Raw genomic sequence first — 23,502 nt, 5'->3', positions numbered from 1 at the left:
GACCGGCTACCCGGACTCAGCCTACGCAGGCCAGGTAGGTACTCAGGTAGGTACTCAGGTATCTCCACGGTGGCGCCTGGACGCTGTCCAAACGAGACTTGATCCAACTTCCACTGGTCACGTTCGAGGTTGAGGTCGGAGGCGAGAGAAATGACCGTCGCGTCTTTCAACGCCGTGATTGAGATGAACTCGTTGTACCTGAGCCGACCCGGCACGGGCGCCTCGGACGAAGCCGTTGCCGCCTGGTATCGAGCGAAGGGCAGGCTGCACGAGAGGGTCGCTGCCCAGGGCGGGTCAGATGCCGCTCAGGAACTGGCCTACGCCGCGACCAGTTACGAGCATGCCCGCCGCCTCGAGCAAGGGTCCGCCGCGAAGCAGTCGAGGTGGGCGGCATGAACGCGCTGCAAGCCCGGCTGGCGTTCGAGGACCGCGTCGAGGACATGGGCGTACTCGACGCCGACGATCGTGTCACGTGTCACGTACACGGCAGGTGGATCCACCAATGCGTGGCCTCCCCCATCCACGTCAACCCGGTCACCAGGCACCGGTGGTGCCGTGACTGCGAAAGGGCGTTGACCGTCGTCATCGACGAGCTCGCCGGCGTCGTGACGATGAATTGCTCACGTTGTGGTGGCGGAGTGAGCGGGGCCACTGCCCACCTTCTCACCGCCTGCCGCGCCAGCCTTCGAGCCTCTGGTCGAGACGCCCGCTCCACGGCCGAGGCGGCCTAGCTTGAGTGTCCTGTAAGTGGTCGAGCTGCGGAGCTCCGCGATCAGCACCTCGTCGCCCTGGTCAATACGCGCTTCTCGTCAGCGTCGGCATGGGGTTCGACACCCACTGCGATGATCGTCCAAGCATCGGCCTGAACCGGGAGCAGTGGCGACGACGGTAGCGGGGCCGTCCGGCCGCAGGAGACCGGGTGATTCAGCGGCACTCGTCGCCATGACGGTCTTCGGCACTTGACACGTTCGACATCCCCTTCGCCGGACCGCGCCGAGCGGGGTCCAGGAAACTTTGCCGGGCGCTTCGCATGGCTTCCAGCGCATTCTCCAGAGCTGAAGCTCGCCGAGAGCGCACGCGGACTGGCTCTGGTGCACGAGATGCCCTTCGCGGGCGTCCACGCTCCTCCTCAACGGGTTTCGTTGTGACGGGTCGCCGCAAGTTCGCCAGGAGAGCCGGAGTAGGCCTGGCGGGTAGCGTCTCGGCATCGAGGATTTCCGGACCGGCACGTTCTCCCGGCTCGGGCGGCTCGGGCACTGGGCTCGGGTCCGGTTCGACCTCACTTCGGGCGGATTCCTTTGAGCCACTGTGCGGGGAACGAAGCTTCAAGGTCAGTTCACGGATGTCCTGCTGGTCATCCGGGTGGATGATCCGGCGCCGTCGACGAACCGGCGAGGGCGGGTTCCTCTGACGCTCTTCGACGGTCGTGACCAGAACCTCGGATTTGACCCGGTAGTTCTGCACGTATCTCACGGCGGAACGCTTCTGCTTCCGACCGGCACCGAACGGACGAGATCGGACAAGGCGGCTCATGTCCGGATCGATGCTTTCATCGACCTCATGGCTCGGACAAGGACCGCACCAGGGGCATCCCTTGACGGCGCATCGGCACAAACGCCTGGCAGGACCGGATTCCAAAGCCATACCCAAGGCTACGACAGCTGGCTCGGAAGCAGGCGCAAAAGCCGGGCGGCTCTGCCCTTATTTCCCCTGAATCAAGGTCAAGCAGACACCAACCGATGACGTCGTCGCGGTCCGGAGAAGGATCGTCGCACTTCCAGGAGCTGCTGATCGACCGCGACCGCATCGCCGTGCGTGCGATCAACACCGGAACCCTGGCCAACCGTCTATTTGAGGGGAACGTCAAACGTGTCGTGTCGCGGGGTCGTGGCGGCTCCTGCGTACGCGTTCTCCGGGTAGTGAAGGCCCCTCCTTGCCTACTCTGAAGGTCAGGGTCCCGGTTAGGTGTGGTGGTCACAGGGACTCTTCGTGCGGGACTGTGTGGATGAGGCCGGCACCGCGCCCGAACACGACACCGTCGTAAACGTCCCCTGTGGACACCCACTTGACCAGCGGGTATGCGACTTTGCCGGGCCCTTGCCCTGAGAGCAGGGTCCCGGCAAAGTCGAGGTCTTGCAGGTCAGGTGGCTATTCGTCACTTCGCCGTCGCGGGGCCGCACGCGCCGGTGGCGGGGCTTGATCAACGGAGGATCAGGGACACTCAACGTCCCCGATCCTCCGTTGATCAAGGACAAGTCACCCAGAACCCGGCGCACACCCCAAGCGCTGCGAGCACTATCCACCCACGCTTAAGTCCGGATCACCAAGAGCAGCACTGACCAGCGGGTATGCGACCTTGCCGGGCCCTTGCCCTGAGAGCAGGGAAGGAGGCCTTCACTCCACCGCTGGCCACGCCCACGAACACGACACGTTTGCCTTACCCCCTCAATCCACCCTCGGCGACGGCCGTTTCGTGAAGATGACGAACCTGCACGACTCGGCAGAGCCGCACCGGTGACTGGAGTGGGGTGAGGATACGAGACTCGCACTCGGGAGGGGGCTGCCCCGCCCGGGCAGAACTCCGGCACCGGGGACCGCTCAGTCACACGGACGCCTCTCCACCGGCGTCCCGAATACCTGGGCAACGGCCCCTGGCGGCGGTGACGTCCTATTCGGATTCGGGCTTGTCCGGACGTGATTCCGACGCCTTCGGAGCGGCCGCGTCGTCCGCCGTGGGCTCCCACGTGACGACGCGCAGGCCAGAAACATCCTGGTTGCTTTTCGCGTAAAGCCCGGCGATCTGCTCGTCGTCCATGTCCAGCGTTTCGCGCATGAACTCACCGTCCAAACGCACCGCGGCCGGGCCAGCCGGGTTGAACAACACGTCGACCCCGTCAGGGAGCAGCTCCACCAGTTCACCGAGGTCGATCCGCCGCCAGTCCGGCGACGCGAGCCGCTGACGATGCGGCTCACCGGTGGCGACGACGACACAAAGGATGTCGTCCGGAGACTTGGTGATCAGAGGATTCCCGTCCCCGTTCATCGCGATGTCGAACAGCGTGTCGCGCAGCAACAGCTGGATGTGCTCAGCCTCTGCCCCGCCTTGCATGACCAGCCGCAGCACGGCGTCGAGCGGATCCGACGGCGAATTCTCGTCGGTCGGCACGTAGTCCGGATTGGCCCGGAACTTGCCGAGTTTCCCTTCCTCTTCCAACGGCCACAGACCGACGACCGACTCGATCGGCGGAGAGTCGTTGACCGAGGCCGGACGCCAGGCCGGATCCATCAGCAGGAACCAGTTCTCCAGCGGGCCTTCCGCCTGTGTGTTGTCCGTGGAATCAGTCATGGTCACCATGATCCTCCTTCGTCGTCGGATGGGCTTCCCGGCTCGCCGACAGCCAGGCCGGCCGCGTCAATTCCGCTTGATAGGTGAATTCTCCGAGGCTGGACGATTCACCGGAGAGCCGGAGCAGCTCGCCCGCCAGGGGCGGGAGAACGACGCGCCGCTGCACGCCTGCCTCGTCGGCCGCCCGCAGCGTGACGGTGTGCACCTGCGAGGCCAGTTCGGGATCCGCCGCGAGGAAGGCGAGCACTGTGCTCCATAAATCGTCGGCCGCCGCGGAGCCCTCCACCATCCCGGCGACGGAAGCCAGGTCCAAGTGCCCCGGGTGGTCGAGGAGTCCGTCGAGGAGCACCTGCAGCACCTGCTCGCTGAGGTCGGCCGGTGAGACCGAGCCGAAGGAGGCCGGAATCTCCCCTCCGGACACCTCCTCATCGAAGCCGGAGTCATGCCGCTTGACCGGCTCCGGCGTGGCAACTTCCGCCCCGGAGTCCGTTCGCAAGCCGCGCACCTGCTCGGTGAGGTCGGCCGGTGAGACCGAGCCGGAGGTAGCCGGAATCTCCCCTCCGGACACCTCCTCATCGAAGCCGGAGTCATGCCGCTTGACTGGCCCCGACGTGGCAACTTCCGCCTCGGAGTCCGTTCGCAAGCCTCGTACCTGACCGGCAGGCTCGCTCCCGGTGCCCGACTCGCTCGCCGGTTGTCCAGGCGCGAGTAACGCGAACGCCTTGTTCAGCGCGTTGACGACAGACGGACTCCGGTCCGTGGCGATCCGGCCGATCTCCCTCTCCCCGAGTTCCGCGGGCGGGAGCACGATGTCGAGCGTCACCCGGCGCCGTGCATCCACATTCGAACCGGCACGCTGGGATTCTTCGGCCGGAACAACGTGGGTGACGATGTCCGCGGGATCGACGGGAAGGCCGAGCCTGGTCATCCGTCGTGCTTCCGACTCCACCTCCGCTTTGAACTCCGTACCGGCGATATCGGCGTGATCCTGGCTTTCGAACCAGGTGATCGTCACCTCAGGCAGGGCGGCACCGTTCCGCAGCCGCCACGCCGCCGCCCTGACCACACGCCGGACCGCTTCGCGGACGTCGTGGTCCGCGACTCCGGGCAGAATCCCGCCGTCGGCGGAGAATCCGATCGTCACCGACCCGATCCTGCTCGCCGCGAGATCACCCAGCGGTACCGGCGGGCCGGAAGGTACCGCTTCGGTGAAGAGCCCATCGCGCGATACCGTGCGAGTGCTGGTCATATCATCCACATGGACGGTATCGGTGGCACCGAATACCTTGGCCCGCTCCTGCACCAGCTTCTGCCACTCCACTTCGTAGCGACGGGTGAACGTCACGCGCACATCGGCCGTCGACTTGTTCAGGCTGCACTGCCCGAGCACGACCGGGCTCCTGGGATCCGGAGCGGCCCGCCGGTAGGCCTCACTGCCATACACGACGTGTGCCGCCGTCCGGGGGGTGAGGACCGCCACATCCCCGAACCTCAGTGGCCGATCCGTCTTCAACGCCACCTCCATCCCTGGAAGCCCGCCATGACCGTCGAGGAACCAAGGCCGCTGCGGGCTGCCCGACCACGGAGAAAGGTAGGGCGTCCACCGCTTGACCGTCGCGCCGCTGGTGTCCTGCTCGGTCGTCTCCCGCAAGAAGTACGACTGCCGCACCGCGGAATCACGCAAGGCGGGCAGAAGCATGTGGTACGGGGATATCTCGTCCCGAGGGAAGAACTGCCCGTGTACACCGAGACGGTCGTTATCCATGACGTAGCTGAGGACCCTTGCCGGTGTCGGAGGGGACGGGGCTGCGAAATCGAAGGCGTCCCGATCCAGCCTGATCCCACCGTCGGTGGACAGGTGAATACGGGCCCAGGACCGGTAGAGGAAACGCTGGTAGCCCCCGTCTTGCATACCTTGGGCGATCTCGCCGAACCCAGCGACCATGCCGTTCAGCGCGGCGATCACCAGCGGCTTGTGCTTGGGCGAGCCCTTGCTCCGGCCCAGCATCGCCCGCAGAGCGGGATCCGCGCGCACGATCTTCACCAGTTCGGACGGGGTGATCGAGAGGGCCAAGCCGTCCTTGCGAATGGCTTGGTAGCCCTGCGGGCCCGCCCCGGCGAACAAGAACACTGGCAGCCCCTTCCACGGGGAATTCACCGTGTAGGGGCCCGAGTGGCCGTCCTCGACCAGGAACTCCCGCAGGCCATCAGCGGTGGCGTGCGCAGCCCACTGCTTGGCGCGCGCGTAGTCCACTTTGTCCCCGGGGTAGCGCACGAAGAGCCCGACCCGCGCGCCAACGGAGTTCACCAGCACTTCGGTCCGCACATCCCCGGCGCGCAACTCGGAGACCTTCACGAACCCGGGTTGACCGGTCGTGGTGATCCGGTTCGATTCCACCTTCGCGTCAGCCGTGGGCGCGTACACGTCGTTGTACAGGCCCTCTCCACGCAAGGCCCCGGCGAAGTCGAAGCCCAGCCCCCCGAAGTTCACACGTTTACCACCGTCCCTCGCCACCAGCAGCACCGGTCGATTCGGGTTCGCCTTGAGCGCCGCCTGGAACAGCGGATCACTCAGGAGCAGCTCCCCGAGTTTGCGGCCGTCCAGTTCCAGCAGAACACCGTCTTTGCCGGAAATCCTGGCGAACGTCCCGTCCGGTGAATCCACGGCCACGATCAGTGGCTTCTCCGATCCCCACTCCCCGGTCAGGACGGCTGTGCCCTTGTCGACGGCGTCGGAGAAATCCTGCAGCGTCGTCGTCTCCAGGGCCTCGTCGGTCACCGGGAAACCCCACATCGATCCCTGCATTACGAGTCTCACGTCCTGCCACGAGACCGCGCCGCTTTCGGTGAACTTCGCGCCCCGAGGGAGCTCCGCGAACATGGTGGAGGTGAAATCGTAGATACCGGCGTAGTCGTGGGCCTCCCACGGCCCGGCCAGCTCACGCAACCTCGCCAGCAGGCTGGCGTTGGCCTCGCTCTCCGCGCCGATCGCCGCCCCCGGATTCTCCGTGAACACGAGAAGGGGAGGGCGGGTCTTTCCTCCGGTCATGTGCCGGAACATCGAGGACCGACAAAGGAGTTCCGCCGTCGCCGACGGGCTGATGTCCCAGACGCTGCCATCGGTCAGTGGCGTGCCGAACCTGCCGTCCTCTTCATCGAGCAGAAGCTCGACCGGGCGGGTTCGCTTCCCGTCCGTCGCCGCCGCCCAAGCCTGCATCGTGTTCCACTGTCGCTTACCGTCGCTCGACACCTCGGATACGAAACGCATGGTGTGGTCGTTCATCAGCGACGCCCGGCTCTGTAACCCGTCATTGATCCGAGCCTGCGAGGCGAACGCCATGCCGAACTGGCGCCCGTCCGCGCCCTTCAACGGAATCCAGGCGATGTCATCAGGCCGGATCTCCGCGGCCAACGAGATCTTTCCGCCTTGGGCAGGCACCGCCCGTCCGGAGGCGTCAAGAGCCAGCGGAAGGGACGCCGCCAGTACCGTGCGGAACGGCCCGTCACCCCGCAACGCGTCGGCGAATTCCTTCGCCGCTCGCTTGGCGGCTTGATGGTGTGCCGGATCCGCCCCGACGATCGTCACCGGCACATCCGGAGTCAGCGCGAGCGCCCTGAATTCCGGCGAATCCAGCACGTGCCGGGCGAGGGTAGCCCCGTCGACCACGGTGCCGTTGAGGAGGAAGCCACCGTCACGTCCCTCAGCGAACACCCGGAACGTCTTGCGTTCGCCCTCCCCTGGCATCGCCTGATGCAGACTTTCCCAGTGCGCGCTGTGCGAAGTCGCGGCCGGATCGAAACCGATCGCGCCCACCGACGAGGCCGTCGGCCCGTGCACGGATCCAGTGAGCGTGCTCGGAGTCGCCGGCCCGGTCTGTCCCACCGGACCGGCCGCGGCGGGCTGGAGGTCGCCAGGCTCTCCGTAGGTCATCGCCAGCGAACTGGTTTCCGCTCCCCGGTCGCCGCTGATGGGGGGCTCCGCAGTACCCGCGGCCTTGTCCGGAGCCAGCAAGGAGAATGACTTGTTGAGCGCGGAAAGGGCGTCGCTCGACGGAAACCCGACGAGCGGCCGGCTGGCGTCCTCCCCGAGATCGTGACGTTGCATGACGACGTCGATCCTGCCGTTCGGCCCCGTTCGGGTTGTCCTCTCGGCGCCGACGATCGACACGGTGATGTGCTCCGGTCGAAGTCCCAGCCCCAGGCGTGCCGACTCGGCGCGCAGCTCATCCTGGAATAGCTCGCCCAGGGCGTTCGCCCGCTCCCGGCCCGTCCAGCGGGCGAGCCTGGCGGCACCCAGGTTCCCTCCTATAGTGCCGAAGCCCGTGATGGTCACCTGGGGCAAATCCACGTTGTTCCGCTGCCGCCACGACGCGGCTCTCGCGACCTTTCGCGCGATCTCACGCACGTCCTCGACCTGAGACTCCGGCACGTTCTTGGTCTTGGTGGGGAAGGTGACCCCCACCGGCTCGATCCGGTTCGTCGCGAGATCGGCAAGCGGGACCGGCTGGGCCGGCTCCCCATCCGGCAGTGCCTCGGCGTACATACCGGCACCCAGGACGATTCGGTAGGCATTGTGGAGACCTTGGCGGACAACGGCAGTAGCACCGTAAACCGGACCGCTTCCGCCCGCGTTCCCTGGCCGGGCGAGCGTGACATCTTCCGCCGGCGTCGCGCTCCCGTCGTCCGGGGCCACCAATGATCTGCAAGCCGCGAGCACCACCCTGGCCGTGGGATCGAGGCCGGCCTTCTGGAACAGCGCCCCGCCGAAAATGATTCGAGCCATCTTGGTGCCCTTGCGGATCACGCTGTCGCCGTAGTGCCAGGGCCGGTCGGTCTTCATGGCCAAGGCGAAACCTTCTGGCTTCCCGTGCCCATTCACGAACCACGCCGGGACCCTGATGCCCGCCCACGGCGCGAGGACCGGAACGTAGAGTTTGGTCGTGCCTCCGTCCGCCGGATTGTCGAATTCGCGGAAGTAGTACCGCTGTGCCACCGCGTCGGTGTTTCGCGCGACCAAAAACTGCAGATGCGCGTCAAGCTCGTTCCGGGGGAAGAACTCTCCATGCAAGCCGAGGGTTTTGTTGGTCATGCCGTAGCTGATGTGGTCGTCCACCAGGGGGTCCAGGGGGAACTGCGTCGCGAGGGGCTTCCCTGTCGTGCTCAGGCCACCGTCATCGGAGAGCGCCAACGTGCCCGGCGGGTGGTGGATGGTCCGCGAGTAGCCGCCGAAAGCCAGCGATCGAGCAAATTCTTCAACCCCTCCGGTTTCCCCGTTCAGCGCGGCGAACACCAGCGGCCGGCTCTCAGGATTGCGTTTGCTGCTGTCCAGCGCCTTGCGCAGGCCAGGATCGTTCCGGACAATCCAGCCGAGTTCCGCCGGAGTGAGTTCCAGGGGCACCCCGTCCTGCCGGACAGCCCTGGCGCCGCGGAACACGAACATCGGCAACGTGCCGCGCTTCCAGGGCGATTTCACCACATCGGAAGGGGTACCGGCCGAGTAGGTCTTCAGGCGGTCGGCCGTGGCGTTCTTCACCCAGGCCTCAGCCCGGGCGAAGTCGGCTTCGTCTCCGGGATACCGCACGAACAGCGCCACCGGCTCACCGTTCTTGTTCCGCAACAGATCGGTCCGCACATCACCGGCACGCAGCACGGACACCTTCACGAACCCGGCCCGATCACCCAAGACGATCCCGCCGGCTTCGATCCTCGCTGCACCGGACGGCGCGTAAACATCGGTGTAGAACTGTCGCGCCCGCAAGGCCCCGGCGAAATCAAAACCCAGCTGCCCGAAATTCACCCTGGCTCCGCCGTTACGTGCCACCAGCAGCACCGGCCGACCCGGATCACTCTCGAGTTGCCGCTTGAAAGCAGGATCGGCGAGCAACATCTCACCCAGCTCCTTGCCACCGAACTCGAGCACAGCACCCGCCCGCATGCCGATCCGGGCGAATGTGCCGTCCGGGGAATCCACCGAGACGATCAAGGGCTTCTTAGACCCCCACCGCCCGGCCAGATCAGCGATGCCGTTCCTGACCGCGTCGAGGAATTCCGTCAGCACCGCAGTCTCGTCCGCGGGTTCACGAGCGCCACCGGGGACAGGGAATCCGAAAACGTCGTCCGACGACACATGCACCAGCTCCGCCAACGTCGGCGGAGGCCCCTCGACGAATTCGGCGCCTCGCGGCACGTTCAGCATCGCTTCGTCGTCGACGCTGTACATGCCGGTGTAACTGTAGGTCTGCCAGGGCCCGGTCAGTGCGCGCAGCTTCGTCAGCAACCGTTCGGTCTCTTCACCTGTCGCAGCTCCCACCCCCCTGCCGGTCTTGGTGAGCACCAGCAAGGGCGGCCGGGCACTGCCGGCGGTCAACGTCTGGAACATGCGGGAATTCGCCATCAGCTGCGCGGTCACCTCAGGGGGGAGGCTCATGACGGTCCCGTCGGTCAGGGGTACCTCGAATTTGCCTCCGGCGCTGTCCAAACGAAGCACGAGAGGGCGCCTCCGCGCACCATCCGTGGCAGCGGCCCACACCTGGGTGGACAATTCTCTCTGCCCGACGCCAGCCGCGTTGGCCGAGATCTCGACCACAGCCCGCAGGCTGTGGTCGGTTGTGCTCTTCAGCCTGGCCGCAAAGTCGGTGCTGGACGCGAAACCCATGCCGAACCGCCGTCCGTCTGCGTTCTCGAACGACACCCACCGCACATCGTCCGGCCGGATCTTCGATACGAGCCCGAAGAAACCTGTCCCCAAGACAGCTCGCCCGGCGGCGTTCAATTCCAGCGGGCCGGTCGCGGCAATCACCGCGCGATACGGCCCGTCGCCTCGGAGAGCCTCGGCGAACTCCTTCGCCGCCGCAACGGTCGGGGCCGGATGCTCGGGATCCGCGCCGACCAGGATCACCGGCACCGAGGGGTCGCCGGCGGCCTGCTGCTGGAACTTCAGCGAGTTACGGACATGGCGGGCCAGGGTGACACCGTCGATCGGCACGCCGCCGACCAGGAACTTGCCGTTCCGGCCGGTGACGTAGACGTAGAAGGGCTTCGCCAGGTTGCCGCGTTTGCCCAGGCCGGCGTGCAGACGTTCCCACTTCGACCGCTCCGGGGAGGGACCCGCGTCGAAGCTGACACCGCCGGCCGAGACCGCGGTCGGTTCGTACGAAGACCCCTTCGGGACAGCGTCCAAGGTCACATCGACGGTGACCGGCCCGGGCATTCCCGGACCGATCACGATCTCCGGCGTCGGCTGACCCGGGTCTTCACCCAGCTCCGCCCGCAACAGGTCCGCGACTACCCCCGCGTCCCGCGGGCTACCGGAGATGTCAACACGCACACCCAGACCATCAAGCCGCTGGAACACGGTAGCGGCACGCAAAGCCCTCGCCAGCGTCCGAAGGTCGGTCCGGTCGGCCGATCCGGCCAGTCGCGGCAGCTCTGAGTCCACGGTGAAAGCCCGCTGGCCGACGAGTTCCGCCTCCGTGGCGTCCCGCGACACTTCGTCCAGGACGATTGAGTCTTCGCTGGCGGTCTCGTCATCCGGTCCGACGTCGGCGATACCGGTGTCTGGGGCGAAGACCACAGCCCCTTCCGCCGGTTCGGCGCCATCAGGCAACGGCCGCACCGTCCCGTCCGGCTGGACCTCCACCCGAGTATCGAAACCATCGACAGCACCCCTGAAACCGGCTTCGCGAAGCAACCTGGCCAGCGCGACCAGCCGGTTGCCATACTGCGGACTGCTCGCCCGGCAACTGAGGAACACCAAAGACGACCGCTGGCGCCGATCCACATCGCCCAGCGATTCGAGACTCGAAAGCAGCGGCACCAGCGTACGCTCGTGGATCGACAAACTCGAAAGCAGCAGCACCACCGTACGCTCGTCGATCGACACGATCCGCCCGCTCCTGGTACGAACCGAGAAACCATTCTCCCCATGGTGAAGCGCGACAACGAACCCGTCTCCCTCCACAGGACGATTCTCAAACGCCTCAACCAGCACCTCACGTTCCCTGTCGGTATGAGGAAACCCCATACCCACCACCACACCAGAACGCGAACGCAACAGGACGAAATCCACTTCGGACGGATCTACCGCGGCCTTGTACGGAGCCAGCAAGGCGAATGCCTTGTCGAGCGCGGAAACGGCGGCTCTCGTCGTAGCCTCGATGAGCGGCCGGCTGGCTTCCTCCCCGAGATCGTGACGTTGCATGGCGACGTCGATCCTGCCGTTCGGCCCCGTTTTTGTTGTCCGCTCGGCGCCGACGATCGACACGGTGATGTGTTCCGGCCGAAGTCCCAGACCCAGACGAGCCGACTCAGCGCGCAGCTCATCTCGGAATATCCAGCCCAGGGCGTTCGCCCGCTCCTGTCCCGTCCTGTGGGCAGCTATGGCGGAACGCATCCCTATCCTGCCGAAGCCCGTGATGGTCACCTGGGGCAAATCCACATTGTTCCGCAGTCGCCACGACGCGGCTCTCGCGACCTTCCGCGCGATCTCACGCACGTCCTCGACCTGAGACTCCGGCACGTTCTTGGTCTTGGTGGGGAAGGTGACCCCCACCGGCTCGATCCGGTTCGTCGCGAGATCGGCAAGCGGGACCGGCTGGGCCGGCTCCCCATCCAGCAGTGCCTCGGTGTACATACCGTCATCACTGACGATTCGGGCGCCATCGTTGCGACCGAAGCTGACAACGCCCGTAGCACCGTAAACCTGACCGCTTCCGTCCGCGTTCCCTGGCCGGGCGAGCTTGACACCTTCCGCCGGCGTCGCGCTCCCGTCGTCCGGGGCCACCGTTGATTCGCAAGCCCCGAGCACCACCCTGACCGTGGGATCGAGACCGGCCTTCTGGAACAGCGCCCCGCCGAAAATGATTCGAGCCATCTTGGCGCCCTTGCGCATCACGCTGTCGCCGTAGTGCCAGGGCCGGTCGGTCTTCATGGCCAAGGCGAAACCTTCCGGACTCCCGTGCCCATTCACGAACCACGCCGGGACCCTGAGGTCCGCCCACGGCGCGAGGACCGGGACGTAGCGTTTGGTCCTGCCTCCGTCCGCCGGATTGTCGAATTCGCGGAAGTAGTACCACTGTCCTACCGCGGAGGTGTTTCGCGCGGTCCGAAAATTCTTATGCGCGTCAATCTCGTTCCTGGGGAAGAACTCTCCATGCAAGCCGAGAGTTTTGTTGGTCAGGCCGTATCTGATGTGGTCTTCCACCAGGGGGTCCAGGGGGAGCTGCGTCGCGAGTGGCTTCCCTGTCGTGCTCAGTCCACCGTCATCGGACAGCGCCAGCGTGCCCGGCGGATAGTAGATGGTCCGCGACAAGCCGCCGTCAGCCAGCGATTGCGCGATTTCCTCAACCCCTCTGGTTTCCCCGTTCAGCGCGGCGAACACCAGCGGCCGGCTCTCAGGATCGTGCTTGCTTCTGTCCAGTGCCTTGCGCAGGCCAGGATCGTTCCGGACAATCCAGCCGAGTTCCGCCGGAGTGAGTTCCAGGGGCACCCCGTCCTGCCGGACAGCCCAGGAAGTACGTGGGGCCACTGGGATACCCCAGGAAGTACGTGGGGCCACCCTGGCGCCGTGGAACACGAACATCGGCATCGTGCCGTCCCTCCAGGGCGATTCCACCGCATCGGAAGAGGTACCGGCCGAGTAGGTCCTCAGGCGGTCGGCCGTGGCGTTCTCCACCCAGGCCTTAGCCCGCTCGAAGTCGGCTTCGTCTCCGGGATACCGCACGAACAACGCCACCGGCTCGCCGTTCTTGTTCCGCAACAGATCGGTCCGCAGGTCACCGGCACGCAGCACGGACACCTTCACGAACTCGGCCCGATCGTCCATGGCGATCCGGCCAGGCTCGATCCCCGCTTCACCGGACGGCGCATAAACATCGGTGTAGACTTGTTGCGCCCGCAAGGCCCCGGCGAAATCAAAACCCAGCTGCCCGAAATTCACCCTGGCTCCACCGTTACGTGCCACCAGCAGCACCGGCCGACCCGGATCACTCTCGAGTTTCCCCCGGAAAACAGGATCGGCGAGCAACATCTCACCCAGCTCCTTGCCACCGAACTCGAGCACAGCACCACTCCGCATGCCGATCCGGGCGAATGTGCCGTCCGGGGAATCCACCGAGACGATCAAGGGCTTCTTAGACCCCCACCGCCCGGCCAGATCAGCGATGCCGTTCCTGACCGCGTCGAGGAATTCCGTCAGCACCGCAGTCTCGTCCGCAAGCTCACGAGTGCCACCAGGGACAGGGAATCCGAAAACGTCGTCCGACGACACATGCACCAGCTCCGCCAACGCCGGCGGGGGCCCCTCAACGAATTCGGCGGCTCGCCGCACCTTCAGCATCCCGTGGTAGTTGAAGTCGTACCTGCCGGTGTAACTGTAGGTCTGCCAGTACCCTGTCAGTGCATACAGCTCCGCCAGCAACCGTTTGGTCACTTCACTCTTCGCCCTGCCGGTACTGGTGAGCACCAGCAAGGGCGGCCGGGTACCGCCGACGGTCAACGTCTGGAACCTGCGGGAATTCGCCATCCGCCACGCGGTCTCCTCAGGGGTGAGGGGCTCGACGGTCCCGTCGTCCAGGGGTACCAGGAAGTTGACTCCGTCGCTGTCCAAAGCAAGCACGAGGGGGGGCCTCCGCGCACCATCCGTGGCAGCGGCCCACGCCTGGGTGGACGATTCTTCCTGCTCGGAGCCGTCGGCGTTGACCGAGGTCTCGATCACGGCCCGCAGGCTGTGGTCGGACGCCCTCTGCAGACGGGCCGCATGGTTGCGGCCGGACGCGAAACCCATGCCGAACCGCCGTCCGTCCGCGTTCTCGAACGACACCCACCGCACATCGTCCGGCCGGATCTCCGATACACGCACGTAGGAACCTGAGTTCCCCACGACAGCTCGCCCGGCGGCGTTCAATTCCAGCGGGCCGGTCACGGCAATCACCGCGCGATACGGCCCGTCGCCGCGGAGAGCCTCGGCGAACTCCCTCGCTACCGCAACGGTCGGGGCCGGATGCTCGGGATCCGCGCCGACCAGGACCACCGGCACCGAAGGGTCGCCGGCGGCGTACTGCTGGAACGTCGGCGAGTTACGGACATGGCGGGCCAGGGTGACACCGTCGATCAGCACGCCGCCGACCAGGAACTTGCCGTTCCGGCCGGTGACGTATACGAAGAAGGGATTCGCCAGGTTGCCGCGTTTGCCCAGGCCAGCGTGCAGACTTTCCCACGTTGACCGCTCCGAGGTGGAACCTGCATCGAAGCTGACACCGCCGGCCGAGACCGCGGTCGGTTCATACGAAGACCCCTTCGGAACATCGTCCAAGGTCACATCGACGGTGACCGGCCCGGGCATTCCCGGACCGATCACGATCTCCGGCATCGGCTGACCCGGGTCTCCACCCAGCTCCGTCCGCACCAGGTCCGCGACTACCCCCGCGTCCCGCGGGCTACCGGAGATGTCAACACGCACACCCAGACCATCAAGCCGCTGGAACACGGTGGCGGCACGCACAGCCCTCGCCAGCGTCCGAAGGTCGGTCCGGTCGGCCGATCCGGCCAGTCGCGACAGCCCTGAATCCACAGTGAAAACCCGCTGGCCGACAAGCTCCGCCTCCGCGGCGTCCCGCGACACGCCGGCGACACCGGTGCCTGGGGCGAAGACCACAGCCCCTTCCGCCGGTTCAGCGCCATCAGGCAACGGCCGCACCGTCCCATCCGACCGGACCTCCACCCGGGTGTCGAAGCCATCGACAGCGCCCCTGAAACCGGCTTCGCGAAGCAACCTGGCCAGCGCGACCAGCCGGTTGCCATACCGCGGACTGCTCGCCCGGCAACTGAGGAACACCAAAGACGACCCCTGGCGCCCACCCACCCCACCCGGCACATCAAGACTCGACAGCAAACGCACCACCGCGCGCTCATCGATCGACACAACCTGCCCGCTCCCGGTACGGACCGAGAAACCATTCTCCCCATGATGAAGCGCGACAGCGAACTCACCTTCCACCACAGGACGATTCTCGAACGCCTCAACCAGCACCTCACGTTCCCTCTGGCTATGCGGGAACCCCACACCCACCACCGCACCGGAACGCGAACGCAACGGAACGAAGTCCACATCGGACAGATCAAGATTTTCTACCGGAACAGGCTCAGGTCGCGACGCGGCCGACACCCCGGATACCGGAGCGACCGGTTTCGTCTCGGCGTAGGACCTCGCGACGGTGAACATGTTCCGCAGCGCGTGGTGAGCGTCATCCAGGATGACGTGTCCCCGGGCCGCGGCTCCCAGGCGGTCGTTCAGCATCCTGTCGTCGAGGAGCGCGATCATCTGGGCGCGCCAGGCCGCTCCGGGCCGTTCCCCCTCAAGGTGAGCGTGGTAGGCGAGTGCGCTCAAGACGATGTCGTGCAACGGGAACCGGCGCGCGAGTTCGTCCGGTGTCAAGCCGGCAGGCGGCATGACGTGGTGCAGCATGCGTGTCCGCAACGCGACGATCTCGTTTCTCGGGATCTCCGCGAGCAGGTTCGCCAACTGCTCCACCTGCTGCGTCAACGACGCCTGCGAAGCCTCGTCGAACTGCGCGAACTCCGCGAGACTGTCCTCGTAGGCCGGCGGCTCCTCGACCACAAAAGACTCGCGGTAGGCCAGCACGCCGTCCGAGTGCTGCGCGCTGCCCGAACCCTGCGTTTCGTCATAGATCGGCAGATCCGCTTCCCGCAGATCCTCACTGTAGAAACCACGGCCCGGCTCGGGGAACTGGCCGAACGGGATTTCCGGCGCCGCGGCCCGCAAGTGCCGGCTGCTCAGCCGGACGGCTTCGGCCGCCTGCCGGATGTCGCCCATTTCGGCCCAGGCGTAGGTCGGGTGCTCACCGTGGACGAGCAGGTCGGTCAGCATCGTCGTGATGGCTTCGTGGAACGCCTGCCTGATCCGTTCCGGCACACCTCCGGGCACCGTCGGCGGCAATGTACCGAGCAGATCTTCCGCTTCCTGCCGGCGCAACTGCTCCCGCCACCACAACTGTTCCTGCCAGCGCCGACGCTCTTCCGCGGATTGTTCGATCTCCCGGTCCTGCTGCTCTTCCGGGGCCGGGGGTTCGTCGCGCCGTCGTTCTTCCAGACGTGTTCGTGCCCGGCCGACCCGCTCTTGGAACCACGCCAGCTCCGTTTCGGCCCACGCGGCGAGGTCGTCGAACGCCCGCAACCGCTCGAACCCTGCTCGAAGTTCCGGGGCCAGGCGTTCGGCATCCGAACCTCGCGACAACGCCAGAGCCACCGAGTCGGTCATCGACTGCCACAACCGTTGCTGCTCAGCGGCACTAGGGCCATACCCAGCCCGGGGAGGGGTCCGTTCGCCGAGCAGAGCCGCCGCCTTCTCCCGGAACGGCGCCGTCCCCGCAGTCACCTGCCGGGCCTCGGCGAGCAGCCGCGACTCGAACTCGGCCACCGCCTCGGACAACCGTCCCGGCTCGGGGGCGAGCCCGGCTTCCGGAACCAGGTCGCCCGCCCACTCGATCGGCCCCTGAGCGTCGGCCACGTACCGCCCGTCGGCCTGGCGCTCGAGGTGTTCGTCGGCCGGCATGGGGGAAGTCGATGAAGACTGCTCGATCACCGGCACGGAAGCGGGGGCGGGGCGGGAGGACTGCAATCGGGCCAGCGCGAGCGGCACGCCGGCGTAATGCGTGCGGACGCTCGGCAGCTCCCGCAACGACTCGGCGCTCTGCCGCAGCTGCGCCACACCCGGATCGTCCCAAGCCGCGCGCGGAGAGACGCCCGCCGAGACCAGGTCGGTCAGCAGGGTGGCGAGGCCGTCGTGGATGAGTTGCCGAGCGGCGGTGTCCGCATCGGTTGCCGCACGGGGCAAACTGCCGATCAAGGACTCGACCACCTGGCGGGCGGACTCCACCGTCCGCGCCGCGGTCCGCTCGCGCTGCCGCACCCTCTCCGCGGCGGCCTCGACCCGTTCTTCCCACCGCGACCACACACGCTCGGCTGCCGACCGGCTTTCGGCAGGCGCCGGTCCGGCCGGCTGCTCGCCGGACGCGGTCCGATCGGCACCGCCCGCCGGTCGAATGTGTCCCTGGATCTCGCTCGCGGTCCGGGTGTAATACGTGGCTTCCGCCGGACCGCGCAACGCCTCCAGATCCTCGCGGAAGGCCGTGACGTCATCATCCTCCCAAGCGTCCGCACGACTCGCGCCATCGGAGATCAGATCCGTCACCATCGAGATGAGACCGTCGTGCAGAGTCTGGCGTGTCCCCGCGTCCGCTCCAGCCGGCCCCGACGGCAACTCACCCGCCCACTCCGCAGCTTGGGCCTGCGCCTGCCTGACCGGCACCGCCGATGGCAGCAACCCCATTTCCCGATCGTCGAGCCGGCCGTCGGCCCCCAGGATCGACGCCGCCCAGATCTCCAACGTCCGTTCACCAAGATCATCCACAATGGACGATTCGTCGTCGTTCATCCAGGACGCGGCCTCCCGCACCCGTTCCGTCGAGGAGGTGTCCGCGAACGTGGCGTCGTCGAACTGCTCGCCGAACTCCGGCGTCCGCTGAACGGCGGACTCTGCCAGCTCGGCCTCCAAAGCCGCGATTTCATCGAACGGGGGCCGCATGTAGTGCCACCGGTGGCCCGGCCCCCGCAGCGACTCCGCGGCCCCGCGAACCTGTGCCACAGTGGGGTTTTGCCAAGCAGCCTGGAACGAGACCCCGTCCATGAGCACATCGGTCAGGAGTGCCACAAGGCCTTCGTGGAGGAACCGGCGAGCACGCTCATCGGCCCCCGGATCCGCGTCAGGCAACGCACGCACCAACCGCTCCGCCTGCCCGCGAACCCGCTCCACGTCATCCGGTGCATGGGCGGCACGCACTTCTAACCGCTCTTGAGCCTCCGTGATGCGCGCGGACCACGTCCGCATCGCGTCCCGGGCGTCGGCTGCCAGCGAATTCTCTGCGGTATCAGAGAACACGCTGGAATCGGACGCGTCCGCCTCAGGCACAACCTGCGCGGCAGCGGGCAGCGCCGGGCCGAGAATCTGCATCGCCGTCAGCGTGTAGTGCGTCTCTCCCACCGGACCACGCAACGCCTCCAAATCACCGCGCAACCGCGCCACATCCGGTGTGTGCCAGGCCAAACGTCGCTCAACACCACCCGCGATCAAATCGGACAGCATCGACACGAGACCGTCGTGCAGAAGCTGACGTGCTTCTCCGTCTGCGCCGACGACCGCCGACGGCAACTCCCGCGCCAATTCCTTGGCCTCCGCCCTGGCCCGCTCGGCCAGCGCCGCAGAATCCGGTGGCCCCTCCTCCAGGTCCTCGATCCGCGCCGAGGCCGCCAAAATCGGCGTCAACCACTCCTGCAGCACCGACTCGGCGCGAGCACCCAGATCCAGACCCGTACCGTCCGCGACTTCGCCGCCCGCAACCTCGGCATCCATGGCAGGAAGAGCCGGTCCGAGAATCCGCGCCGCCGTCAGCGTGTAATGCGCCTCTCCCACCGGACCACGCAACGCCTCCAACTCATCACGCAGCCGCGCCACATCGGCGTCCTCCCAAGCCGCTTCGGGAGCCACCCCCTCCGCGATCAGATCGGTCACCATGGACGTCAGACCATCGTGCAGGAATTGAAGCGTGTCCCCGTCCGCGGCGGAAAGCACGGAGGGTCGCTCACGCACCAGTCCCTCGGCCGCCGCACGCGCCGACGCGATCGGTACCGCGGACGGCAGCGAACCGTCGCCCCGCTCCACGACCCGACCGGACGCCTCCAGCAGCACCTCCGACCAGACCGCAAGGGCGACATCGGCCAGGTCGGCTTCGTCGTTCGCCACCGACTCCTCCCGCTCACTACCCGCGTCGGGCAGGGCGTCATCGCTGGAAGGGATCACGAATCCGTGGCCCACCGCCGCGCCGGAATGCGAATGCAACGGCATGACGTCTGCCTCGGACAGGCCGATCTCGGGGTAAGGCCCTCGTGAAGACGGCACGACGGAGCGTCCCATGACCTGCCCGTCCTCGGAGGGCGTGCCGGGCGAGGACATTTCGTTCTCGGGCGCGAAGTCGATCACCACCTGCGGAAGGCTCTCCGAGTCTTCCGCGACCTCCTGGACGGTTTCGGGCAGATGCGCGTGCGCTTCGTCGAAGAGAGACCGCCAGTTCGCGAAAGTGTCGAGTGACGAGTCGTACGTCGGGAAGAAATTGCCGATCTGCCCGCCGGACGAGCGGCGGGCGGGTACCTGGAGAAGACCGTCGTTGGCAGCCTCGCCCGCCGTGCTGCGCAAGTCAACGGGCGAAACATCGCCGATCGACGAAGCGACGCCCGTCAGGCTGCGCCCCCGAGCAGGACCGGTGGTCGAAGCGTCTGCCTGGTCAGCGTCAGCCCCCTCCGGCTCCGGCACCACGGACGCGTCATCGTCGGTGAGAGAGGGGAAGAGCTTCGCGCTCGCACGAGCGCCCCCCAGGTCCGCCCACTTGACGAGCGCCTCCGGAGTGAGCAAAGCAGGGCGGAGGTTCCTCGGATCACTCAGCACGAATACAGGCCGGCCATCCACCGTGGTGGCCTGCAAATGAACCGAGTGATCCGGGATGGACAGCACAGCGCCACCTTGTGCCGCCACCTGCCGCCAGAACGATGTGAGCTCATCTCCCGTTCGCAGAGTCTCGGCGAGCACGAGAGCCGGACTTGTGCCGCCGGTCATCGTGTCCGAGCCGAACGGCGAACCGTCGGCCCCAGGTGCGAGCAGGCCCTGCATCCTGTCCACATAGGACACGTGGTCGACCTGGCCGCGGCGCCGGCTCCACCGGTCCACGATCAGCGGCGAAACCAGCGCCTTGCTCAGCACGCCGTCACGCAGGTGCTTGCGAGTGAGCACCGGCACCCGGTCGACGTTCAGATCCGCGGCGGCGAGTTTCTGCATGGACCGGGCCCAGCGTGCGGTCAGCTCGTGCCATTCCCGCCGCACGGCCCCGTCGGTCTGATCCGCGTTCACCAGACTCAGTGCGCGTTGCTCCAGGGTGGCGAACTCCGCCCTCGCGTCGGCGACCCGCTTCCTGACCATTTCCTCCTGGGTGCGACCGAACGGCCGGTCGGACTTGGATCGGCTCTCGGCGCTCGCCTGAGCGAGGCCGCGTTCGGTGGCGTCCGCTACGGCACCGCCCACCTGCAGCAGGCCCGCGAGGGTCGGCACCCTGCCACGGACGCTCATGTCGATGGCAGCCGGAGCGGATGTGCTGAGGAAGTACTGCTCCTCATGCCCAGTGGCGGCGAACAACGCCTCCGTCATCGCGTCAGGGTTCGTCGACAGCGCCATGAACAACGGATTCGCGGTCACCCTGGTCCGGGCGGTCGTACCGAGGTTCACCAAGCCGAGGATGGCCAGGCGCACCGGCAGATCGGCTTCGGACGGAAGGTCCAGCCCCACCAACGGCGACGTGGACGACGTGAGCGGGTCCACACCGCCGGAGATCTCCGAATTCAGCACTTCCAGCAGATACGCAAGCCGGGCGGGCGTCACCGGCTGAACGGCCCGCCGGTCCACTTCCGAGCCGCCGTGGGAACGCTTCGGACGATGCGACTGTTCCCGAGTGGGTACCAGGGAAGCAGCCAGCAAGGCTTCGTTGACGAAAGTGCGGACGCGGGACCTGGCGGATTCGGACAGCGCGGCAAGGGAACGGTCGAGCGCGATCAACCGCTCCCTGGTGTTCTCGGCCAGGGAGTAGTGCTCCAATTTGCCCTGACCGGCCATCGCGGTGAACTCGGCGATCTTGCGCAGCAATTCGGAGCGAGGCAACTCCAGTCCTGGCAGTCCATGGACGACCCGGTCGTAGCCGGTGACGGCTTGGCGCTCAGGGCTGCTCGGAGCATCGTCGAAGACGGCCTCGACAGTGGCTCGGTGCCTGTCCAGCGGAGACTGTAACCTCGGCCCGGCGGCTTTGGGTTCGACACTCGCGGGTGACCTCGTCTCCGACTCGGCAACACCGTCCGGAACCGACCTGCCGTCGATCGCGGCGAGCACGTCCGCGGTGAACATTGTCGCGTCCTGAACGATTTCCGGCAGCACGCTCTCACGGCCGAGTCTGACCACGTCCCGAGAGGGTGGGTCCTCTCCGGGAACACGGATCTCACCATCCCGATGGATCTCCACCGGACCGGTCGGACCCGACACGGCACCCCGATAACCCCGGTCCCGCGCCAACCTCCCCAACCGACCTGACAAATCACCCGACAACGGATCAGCAACCCGGCAACTCACCGCCACCAAATCACCACCCCGCCACCCACGACCACCCGGCAACTCACTACTGGTCAACAACCGATACACACCGAACTCATCCAGCCGAACCCGCACACCATCCGACCTACGCCGAACCCAGAAACCACCATCACCGCCATGCCCCACCACCGCATACGCCCCCGCCGCCCCCGCACCCCGAACAAACGCCGCCTGCACGACCTCGGCCTCATCCGCCGACCACGGGAAGAACACACCCACCACACCACCAACGGCATCCCTCAACGCCACAAAATCCACATCCGGCAAATCAACCGAATCACCCCTCACCACATCCGACAACAACACCGGATCCCCCACCGGCACCGCCCCGGAAACACCCGTGAAATCCCCGGAATACTTGGGATCAAAACCCATTTCCTCAACCGAATCACCACGATCCGAACTGGTCAGCTCATCCGGCCGGCTCAATTCAGGCTGAGCAGCCAACCTCGCCTGCCCATCCCCATCGTCCGCCGAATCCCCCGGCCGCTGCTGCGGCCTCGCCGGACCACCACTGGCAAGCCCGTCGGGCCCGCGGCCCTCCGCTGCCCCCGCGGGAGGATGCGGTTCCAGTTTCCCCGCAGCCCCCGCTCGCTCCCCAGCCGACCGCGCTCCATCCGAACCACGCCCAGCAGACGACGTGTCGGGAAGAGAGCGGCCCCGCTCCAGTGGCAAGTTCGACCTCGATGACTCGACGTCAGCAGGACGTGGACCAGCATCAGTCCGTAGCGGTGCGGCAGGCTGCTCAGACGGTTTCGCACGGGCCTCACCACCCACCTGAGGAAGCCCCGGTGACGGCGGCTGCTGAGCAGGCGACGGAGCGGAAATCGGACTCGACGGCGGAGTAACCGGCGACGTCAACGACGCACCCGACGACTCGGACGGCACCTGCTGAACAGACGACGCAGCAGAAGACGGACTCGACGGCGGCGTCAACGGCGCCCCCGACGACGACAAACCAGACGACACCCCCGACCCCGGACCAACCGGCGGCGTCAGCGGCGCGCCGGGCGTCGACTTGGACGGCGGCTGCTGAGCGGGCGGCGCGGTGGAGGTCGGACTCGACGGTGTCTGCGGGGCAGGCGACGTGGTGGATGTCAGGTGGGACGGTGGAGCAGCCTGCGCCACCGATGTGGCGCCGGCCTGGGTGGATCCCGGCGGCGGCGTGGACGACGGTCCCGGCGTAGCTGTCGACGGCGTTTGGGTGGGCGGTGCCGCGGAGATCGGGTTCGTGGGTGGTGTGGCCGGTGTCCCTGGTGGGGTGGTGGAGGAAGTCGTGACAGGCAGCGGGGGGCGCGAGACCGGTTCGGCTCCGGCGAGCGGGCGTGCCGTCGGCACCTTCTGCTCACCACCCGGCGTACCAGACTGGCCATTGACCGAAGGCTGCTGCGGGTTGTCACCACGCAAAAACTGCTGCGCCTGCGTAGACCCGCCATACGGCGCACTGCTACTACCCGAAGCCGGAGCGCCACTCACCACCGGAACCGACGGCCCGGCACCAGACCCCCTACCACCACTCGACGGAGCGGCATTCGACGACGGTGCACCATTCGGGGACGGGGCCGCATTGGCCGCGGCAGCGGTCGGGGACGGGGCCGCGTTCGCCGCGGGTGACACGGGGTCGGCTTTCAGGGCTCCGCTGCCCGGGCCCGACGACGTGACCACGCCACCACCATCGACACCCGAACCGCCGGCCGCTTCCGACCGGCCCGCACCGCCGCCCAGCCCCCCTTCCCTGGCCGCGGGCTCAGTGAACAACCGGCCGAGCGGTGCGCCGGCACTGTCCGCGACCGAAACCTGCCCACCGACCGGAACCTGCCCACCGCCAAGAGCCTGCCCACCGACCGGAACCTGACCCCCGGTGCCGGCAACCTGAGACCCCCGAAAATCGGTGGAG

At 66.9% G+C, this 23,502-nt stretch carries 4 protein-coding genes; 2 read left to right on the top strand and 2 right to left on the bottom strand.

Going from position 1 to position 23,502, the window contains the following annotated elements:
* Window positions 1-150: 150 nt before the first annotated feature.
* Together ACFOSH_RS44395 and ACFOSH_RS44390 are read left to right on the top strand one after the other, a co-directional pair.
* Entirely contained in the window at window positions 151-396 is a 246-nt protein-coding gene (locus ACFOSH_RS44395) for a hypothetical protein (RefSeq protein ID WP_378247921.1), read from the top strand.
* The gene (locus ACFOSH_RS44390; RefSeq protein WP_378247919.1) at window positions 393-731 is read left to right on the top strand and encodes a hypothetical protein; all 339 of its coding nucleotides are present in this window, start codon (window positions 393-395) and stop codon (window positions 729-731) included. Before ACFOSH_RS44395 ends, ACFOSH_RS44390 begins: the two co-directional genes overlap by 4 nt.
* 1,937 nt (window positions 732-2,668) lie before the next feature.
* Here the strand turns inward: ACFOSH_RS44390 and ACFOSH_RS44385 are convergent.
* Window positions 2,669-3,346, bottom strand: coding sequence for a type VII secretion system-associated protein (locus ACFOSH_RS44385; RefSeq protein ID WP_378247917.1), 678 nt, complete (start codon window positions 3,344-3,346; stop codon window positions 2,669-2,671).
* Complete coding sequence (locus tag ACFOSH_RS44380; protein WP_378247915.1) at window positions 3,339-22,052, bottom strand: hypothetical protein; 18,714 nt, start codon at window positions 22,050-22,052, stop codon at window positions 3,339-3,341. The genes ACFOSH_RS44385 and ACFOSH_RS44380 overlap by 8 nt, the downstream gene beginning before the upstream one ends.
* Window positions 22,053-23,502: the final 1,450 nt, after the last annotated feature.

The sequence above is a fragment of the Amycolatopsis speibonae genome (genome assembly GCF_042647925.1).
In the GTDB taxonomy this organism is placed as follows: Bacteria; Actinomycetota; Actinomycetes; order Mycobacteriales; family Pseudonocardiaceae; genus Amycolatopsis; species Amycolatopsis speibonae.
The sequence above is the reverse complement of the archived record's forward strand: the minus strand, read 5'-3'. Positions and strand labels throughout refer to the sequence as shown.

Bases quoted from the DNA above. Each gene is read 5' to 3' on its own strand.
- ACFOSH_RS44395 (WP_378247921.1), top strand. From the start codon at position 151: ATGACCGTCGCGTCTTTCAACGCCGTGATTGAGATGAACTCGTTGTAC.
- ACFOSH_RS44390 (WP_378247919.1), top strand. From the start codon at position 393: ATGAACGCGCTGCAAGCCCGGCTGGCGTTCGAGGACCGCGTCGAGGAC.
- ACFOSH_RS44385 (WP_378247917.1), bottom strand. From the start codon at position 3,346: ATGACTGATTCCACGGACAACACACAGGCGGAAGGCCCGCTGGAGAAC.